Source organism: Micromonospora sp. U21 (assembly GCF_018070045.1).
GTDB lineage: Bacteria > Actinomycetota > Actinomycetes > Mycobacteriales > Micromonosporaceae > Micromonospora.
The window spans coordinates 1-6054 of record NZ_JAGPYK010000069.1 but is presented as its reverse complement, the minus strand read 5'-3'; the positions used below and the strand labels follow the sequence as shown (position 1 = coordinate 6054).

Sequence of the window (6054 nt, the reverse complement as noted above, 5' to 3'; positions counted from 1 at the left end):
GGTGAGTTGGGCGGCTTGGACGGCTTCGGCGGTTACCTCGGTGAGGTGGTGGGTGGGGAGGGCACCCAGCTCCTCGCGGGCGAACCAGCGGGCCTCGCAGGTGGAGCCGCCGACGTCGACCACCGTCAACGGGTTCGGCTGGTCGACCACCACCCGGTAGAAGGCGCGGACCCCGTGCCAGTCGATCGGGTAGCCCTCCGGGCCGAGCGAGGCGGCGTCGCGGTGGCTGGCCACGCCGAGCAGCTCGACCAGGCGGCCGGTCTGGCCGGTCTCCTCGACCAACTCCCGGATCAGCGCCGCGCCCGGCTGCTCGCCGTAGTCGGTGCCGCCGCCGGGCAGGTGCCAGCAGCCGGCGCCCGGGTAGCCGTCGGAGACCCGGGTGAGCAGCACCCGCCCGGCCGGGTCGGTGCACACCGCGTACGCGGCGAAGCGCTGCGCCCGGTGCAGCCCGTCCGGGCCGGGCACCGCGTAGAAGGAGGGGAACTCCGGCGCCTCGTCGGGCACCACGTCCGCCGAGGAGGCGGGCAGACCGAGGGCCCGCGCGGTGAACGAGCGCAGCGGGAGCCGCCGCGCCTCGTCGAGGGTGTACCAGCGGGCCAGGTCGGTGGGGCGCTCGCCGACCCGGTCTGCCAGCGTGCCGCCGCGCACCGCCACCCGGTAGATCAGCCGGTCGGTGTGGATGGTGATGCCGCGCTCCGGCAGCGCCCGCATGTCGGCGAGCACGTCGGCCAGGCCCGAGACGGCGACCGAGAGGCCGGTCTCGGCGGCGGTCTCCCGGACCACCGTGTGGTTCGGGTCCTCGCCGTGGTCGACCGCCCCGCCGGGCAGCGACCACGTGCCGGGCGTGCCGGAGCGCTCCGATGCACGGACCAGCAACACTCGGCCGTCTGGGTCAGCACAAACTGCGTATGCCGCGATCCTGCGGAGCGGCTCCAGCATGGTGGTCACGGGACCAAATTCTCCCCGGGCCGGGTTACCGGAGCGGAAAAGAGTCGGATTCCTGACTGTCTGACCCCGCTCAGGGATCGGTCAGGGTAAGGATCCGGGCGGTCACCGAGGGCGGGCCGGGCACCGGCGCGGAGTGTGGAGGCATGACATCCACCACCGCTCCCCACGCCCCGTACAAGCAGCTCCGGCGACCCACCACCGACCGCATGGTGGCCGGTGTCGCCAGCGGCCTCGGTCGCTACTTCGCCATCGACCCCACCGTGGTCCGGGTGATCTTCGCGGTCAGCGGCCTGCTCACCGGCGGGCTGGCGCTGTTCGCGTACCCGATCATGTGGTTCCTGATGCCCGAGGAGCCCACCGGCGCGCCGGCCTGGCCGCACCCGGCGGGCGTCGCGCCGCAGGGCCCGCCGCCCACCGCCGGGCCCGCGCCCGGCGAACCGGACCGGGGGTACGCCCCGACGCCGCCCTATCCGCCGGCCGCGTGAGCCGCGCTCACTCCCACTCGATGGTGCCCGGCGGCTTGCTGGTCACGTCCAGCACCACCCGGTTCACCTCGGCCACCTCGTTGGTGATCCGGGTGGAGATCCGGGCCACCACCTCGTAGGGCAGTCGCGACCAGTCGGCGGTCATCGCGTCCTCGCTGGAGACCGGGCGCAGCACCACGGGATGCCCGTAGCTGCGCCCGTCGCCCTGCACGCCGACGCTGCGCACGTCGGCGAGCAGCACCACCGGGAACTGCCAGACCCCGCGGTCCAGGCCGGCGGCGGTCAGCTCCTCCCGGGCGATCAGGTCGGCCCGGCGCAGCAGGTCGAGCCGCTCCTGGTCGACCGCGCCGATGATCCGGATGGCCAAACCGGGGCCCGGGAAGGGGTGCCGCCAGACCATCGCCTCGGGCAGGCCCAGCTCCAGGCCGAGCGCCCGGACCTCGTCCTTGAACAGCGTGCGCAGCGGCTCGACCAGCGCGAACTTCAGGTCCTCCGGCAGGCCGCCGACGTTGTGGTGGCTCTTGATGTTGGCGGTGCCGGTGCCGCCGCCGGACTCGACCACGTCCGGGTAGAGGGTGCCCTGGACCAGGAACTCCACATCGCCGTGCGAGGCGATCTCGCGGGCGGCGGCCTCGAAGACCCGGATGAACTCCCGGCCAATGATCTTGCGCTTCTGCTCCGGGTCGGTCACCCCAGCCAGCGCGCCCAGGAACCGGTCCGCCGCGTCGACCACCTTCAGCTTGATGCCGGTGGCCGCGACGTAGTCCTTCTCGACCTGCTCCGCCTCGCCGGCGCGCAGCAGGCCATGGTCGACGAAGACACAGGTGAGCTGGTCACCGACCGCCTTGTGCACCAGCGCGGCGGCGACCGCCGAGTCCACCCCGCCGGACAGGCCGCAGATGACCTCCTTGTCGCCGACCTGCGCGCGGATCCGGGCCACCTGCTCGTCGATGATGTTCTCAGCCGTCCACGTCGGCTCGATGCCGGCGATGTCGTACAGGAAGCGGGTCAGCATCTCCTGGCCGTGCGCGGTGTGCCCGACCTCCGGGTGGAACTGCACGCCCGCCCGGCGACCGGCGAGGTCCTCGAACGCGGCCACCGGCGCGCCCGCCGACTCGGCGGTCACCGTGAAGCCCTCGGGCGCCTCGGTGACGCAGTCGCCGTGGCTCATCCAGACCGGCAGGTCGGCCGGCAGGTCGCGGAGCAGCACGCCGGGCTCGAGAAGCCGGGGTCGCAGCGGCGTGCCGCCGTACTCGCGGTTGCCCGTCCTCGTGACCGTTCCGCCGAGCGCCTGGGCCATCGCCTGGAAGCCGTAGCAGATGCCGAAGACCGGCACGTCGGCGGTGAACATGCCGGCGTCGATCTGCGGGGCGTCCGGCGCGTAGACGCTGGACGGGCCGCCGGAAAGGATGATCGCGGCCGGGTTCTTCGCCAGCATCTCGGCGACCGGCATCGAGTGCGGCACGATCTCGGAGTAGACCTTCGCCTCGCGGACCCGACGGGCGATGAGCTGGGCGTACTGGGCTCCGAAGTCCACCACGAGGACGGGGCGAGGCAGGCTCATGTGCACAAAGCCTACCGACAGTCACCGCCGCCCCCGGCACCGGCTCGCCCCCGGCGCGCCACTGGGGCGGGTCAGGGGCGCAGGGCGGCGGGAGCGTCGGCGGGGACGGCGGGGGTGTGCGGCGCGACCGGGTCCACCCGGCGGTACGGGCTGCCGAGCGGGGGCCGCGGGTCGGGGTGGTCCTTGTTGGGCCAGAGGGACATGGCCCGCTCGGCCTGGGCGGTGATCGTCAGCGATGGGTTGACGCCAAGATTGGCCGAGACCGCCGCGCCGTCCACCACGTGCAGCCCCGGGTGCCCGAACACCCGGTGGTAGGGATCGATCACCCCGTCGGCCGGGGTGGCGCCGATCACCGCGCCACCCAGGATGTGCGCGGTCATCGGGATGTCGAACGGCTCGGTGAGCGAGCCGCCGGGCGTGCCGCCGATCTCCTCGGCGAGCAGTCGGGCCGCAGTGTTGCCGGCCGGGATCCAGGTCGGGTTGGGCGCACCGTGGCCCGGGCCGGTGACCAGCCGGCGGCCGAGCGCCCCGCGCCGCCACCGGGTGGTCAGCGAGTTGTCCACCGACTGCATCACCAGGGCGATCACCGTCCGCTCCGACCAGCCACGCACCGAAAGCATCCGGGCGGCCAGCCCCGGCTGCCGCACGATGCTGCCCACCCAGCGCCGAACCCGGTGCGGCCCCCCGTCGACCAGCAGCGACTGGAGCAAGCCCATCGCGTTGGAACCGCGGCCGTAGCGGACCGGCTCGACGTGCGTCTGCGGGTCGGGGTGGAACGAGCTGGTGATCGCCACCCCCTCGGTGAAGTCCAGCCGCTCGGACCGGGCACGCTGGCGCGGCACCGAGGCCCCCAGGATCGCCTCCGAGTTGGTCCGGGTCAGCTCGCCCAGGCGCGGCGAGAGCCCCGGCAACGCCCCGTCGGCCTTCATCGTGTGCAGCAGTCGCTGGGTGCCGAGCGCCCCGGCCGCGAAGACCACCTGGTCGGCCTGGATCACCTGGCGGCGGCGACGCAGCCAGGCCCCGGTGCGGACGGTGTGCACCTCGTACCCGCCGCCGGTGGCCGGACGGACGGCGGTCACCGTGGTCAGCGGGTGCACCGTGGCGCCCAGCCGCTCGGCGAGCCAGAGGTAGTTCTTGACCAGCGTGTTCTTCGCCCCGTGCCGGCAGCCCGTCATGCACGAGCCGCAGTGCAGGCAGCCGGTGCGCTCCGGGCCGGCGCCGCCGAAGTACGGGTCGGCGACCCGTTGGCCGGGGCGGCCGATGTGCACGCCCACCGGGGTGGCGTGGAAGGTGTGCCCCACCCCCATCCGCTCGGCCACCGCCCGCATGGCCCGGTCCGCTCCGGTGTCCACCGGGTACGTGGTGACGCCGAGCATCCGCTTCGCCTGGTCGTAGTGGCGGGCCAGCTCGTCGCGCCAGTCGGTGATGTCCCGCCACTGCGGGTCGGCGTAGAAGGCCGGCAGCGGCTCGTAGAGGGTGTTCGCGTATACCAGCGAACCGCCGCCCACCCCGGCTCCGGAGAGCACCAGCACGCCACCGCCGGATCGCCGGTCGGCAGGACGGAGCAGGGTGATCCGCTGGATGCCGTAGCAGCCCAGCTTCGGCGCCCACAGGAACCGGCGGGCCCGCCACGACGTCTGCGGGAACTCGTCGTCGGCGAACCGCCGGCCCGCTTCCAGCACGCCGACCGAGTACCCCTTCTCGGCCAGCCGGAGCGCGGTGACGCTGCCGCCGAAGCCGGACCCGATGACGATCACGTCGTACCGCATGAACGCATCATTACCGGTGAGTAGCGCTCGCGCCAGCGGCAGTTTCGCGCGATCATGCTCCGGCCGACCGACCCGGCGCCTTCCGGCCGCAACCCGGAGCACCCGTCGGAGCGTTGTTCCGGATACGGGTGAAAGGAAATCCAAGATGGTCCTCGGATCGATGGCACCGCGCCGCCGGTGGCTGCTGCTGGGGCTGACAGCCCTCGCCATCGTCGCGCTGGTCGTGGCCGGGGCGGTGGTGGTCACCCGGCTGACCGGCGACAGCACGCCGGACCGTTCGGCGCCGGCCGGCTCGCCGAGCGCGCCGCCGGCCGGCACGCCCAGCCCCAGCCCGACCGGTCCACCGCCGGGCGCCGGCATCACCGGGCCGCTGAACCTCCTGCTGGTCGGGGTGGACACCCGGGTGAGCGTGCCCGGGTGGGAGCCGCACGCCGACGCCGTACTGGTGCTGCACGTGCCCAAGGGGCTGGGCCGGGCGTACCTCTTCTCGCTCCCCCGCGACCTGCTGGTGGACATCCCGGCGTTCCCGAAGGCCGACTACGCCGGCGGCAAGACCAAGCTCACCCACGCGATGAGCTACGGCAGCCGGGTGCCGGGCAAGCCCAAGCAGCCGAGCACCGCCCAGGGGTACGAGCTGCTGCGCAGCACGGTCAGCGGGTACACCGGTCTGCGCATCGACGCCGGCGCGGTGCTCACCTTCACCGGGTTCGACCGGCTGGTGACCGCCCTGGGCGGGGTGGACGTCTACATCGACCAGCGGGTCGCCTCGATGCACCGCCGGCCCGACGGCAAGTACCGGGAGAGCGTCCCCGGCGGATACACCGGGCCGCAGATGGTCTACGAGAAGGGCGAGCGGCACCTCAACGGCTGGCAGGCGCTGGACTACGCGCGGCAGCGCTACATCACCGGCGGCGACTACGCCCGGCAGCGCCATCAGCAGCAGCTGATCCGGGCGCTGACCCGCAAGATCCTGGACGAGGGCCTGGCCCGGCAACCGGAGCGGGTCGACCAGGTGGTCGCCGCGCTGGGCGACACCCTCATCTACGCGGGCGGTCGCCGGATCGTCGACCTGGCGTACGCGCTCAGCAACGTCCCGGAGGACCGGTTCGTGCTGGTCGGCCTGCCCGGCTCGGGCGTCGGCAAGGGCAGCGCCTACCGCGGCGAACAGCTCACCAGCGTCGGCAAGAAGTTCATCACCGAACTCCGCGCCGGCCGCGCCGACGCCTACCTGTCCGCCAACCCCACCCTGCGCGTCAAGACCTAACCCCGACCTCCCCCACCCCCCACC

General features: G+C 73.4%; 5 protein-coding genes. 2 read left to right on the top strand and 3 right to left on the bottom strand.

Annotated features, from left to right (window positions below):
- Positions 1-948 (bottom strand): NUDIX hydrolase (locus tag KBX63_RS34725; protein WP_210918659.1); only part of this gene is annotated, 948 nt, incomplete at its 3' end.
- A 143-nt stretch (positions 949-1091) separates the two neighbouring features.
- On the opposite strand from KBX63_RS34725, the gene KBX63_RS34720 reads away from it, so the two are divergent.
- Positions 1092-1433, top strand: coding sequence for a PspC domain-containing protein (locus KBX63_RS34720; RefSeq protein ID WP_210918658.1), 342 nt, complete (start codon positions 1092-1094; stop codon positions 1431-1433).
- Positions 1434-1440: 7 nt separating this feature from the next.
- Here the strand turns inward: KBX63_RS34720 and guaA are convergent, their stop codons facing one another.
- Together guaA and KBX63_RS34710 are read right to left on the bottom strand one after the other, a co-directional pair.
- Positions 1441-2997, bottom strand: coding sequence for a glutamine-hydrolyzing GMP synthase (gene guaA / locus KBX63_RS34715; protein ID WP_210918657.1), 1557 nt, complete (start codon positions 2995-2997; stop codon positions 1441-1443).
- Positions 2998-3068: 71 nt separating this feature from the next.
- Positions 3069-4766 carry an FAD-dependent oxidoreductase gene (locus tag KBX63_RS34710; protein ID WP_210918656.1) on the bottom strand — a complete coding sequence of 566 codons (1698 nt, stop codon included), beginning with the start codon at positions 4764-4766 and terminating at the stop codon, positions 3069-3071.
- A 145-nt stretch (positions 4767-4911) separates the two neighbouring features.
- On the opposite strand from KBX63_RS34710, the gene KBX63_RS34705 reads away from it, so the two are divergent.
- Positions 4912-6030 carry an LCP family protein gene (locus KBX63_RS34705; RefSeq protein WP_210918655.1) on the top strand — a complete coding sequence of 373 codons (1119 nt, stop codon included), beginning with the start codon at positions 4912-4914 and terminating at the stop codon, positions 6028-6030.
- Positions 6031-6054 lie beyond the last annotated feature (24 nt).

Bases quoted from the DNA above. Each gene is read 5' to 3' on its own strand.
- KBX63_RS34710 (WP_210918656.1), bottom strand. From the start codon at position 4,766: ATGCGGTACGACGTGATCGTCATCGGGTCCGGCTTCGGCGGCAGCGTC.
- KBX63_RS34705 (WP_210918655.1), top strand. From the start codon at position 4,912: ATGGTCCTCGGATCGATGGCACCGCGCCGCCGGTGGCTGCTGCTGGGG.
- KBX63_RS34720 (WP_210918658.1), top strand. From the start codon at position 1,092: ATGACATCCACCACCGCTCCCCACGCCCCGTACAAGCAGCTCCGGCGA.
- guaA (WP_210918657.1), bottom strand. From the start codon at position 2,997: ATGAGCCTGCCTCGCCCCGTCCTCGTGGTGGACTTCGGAGCCCAGTAC.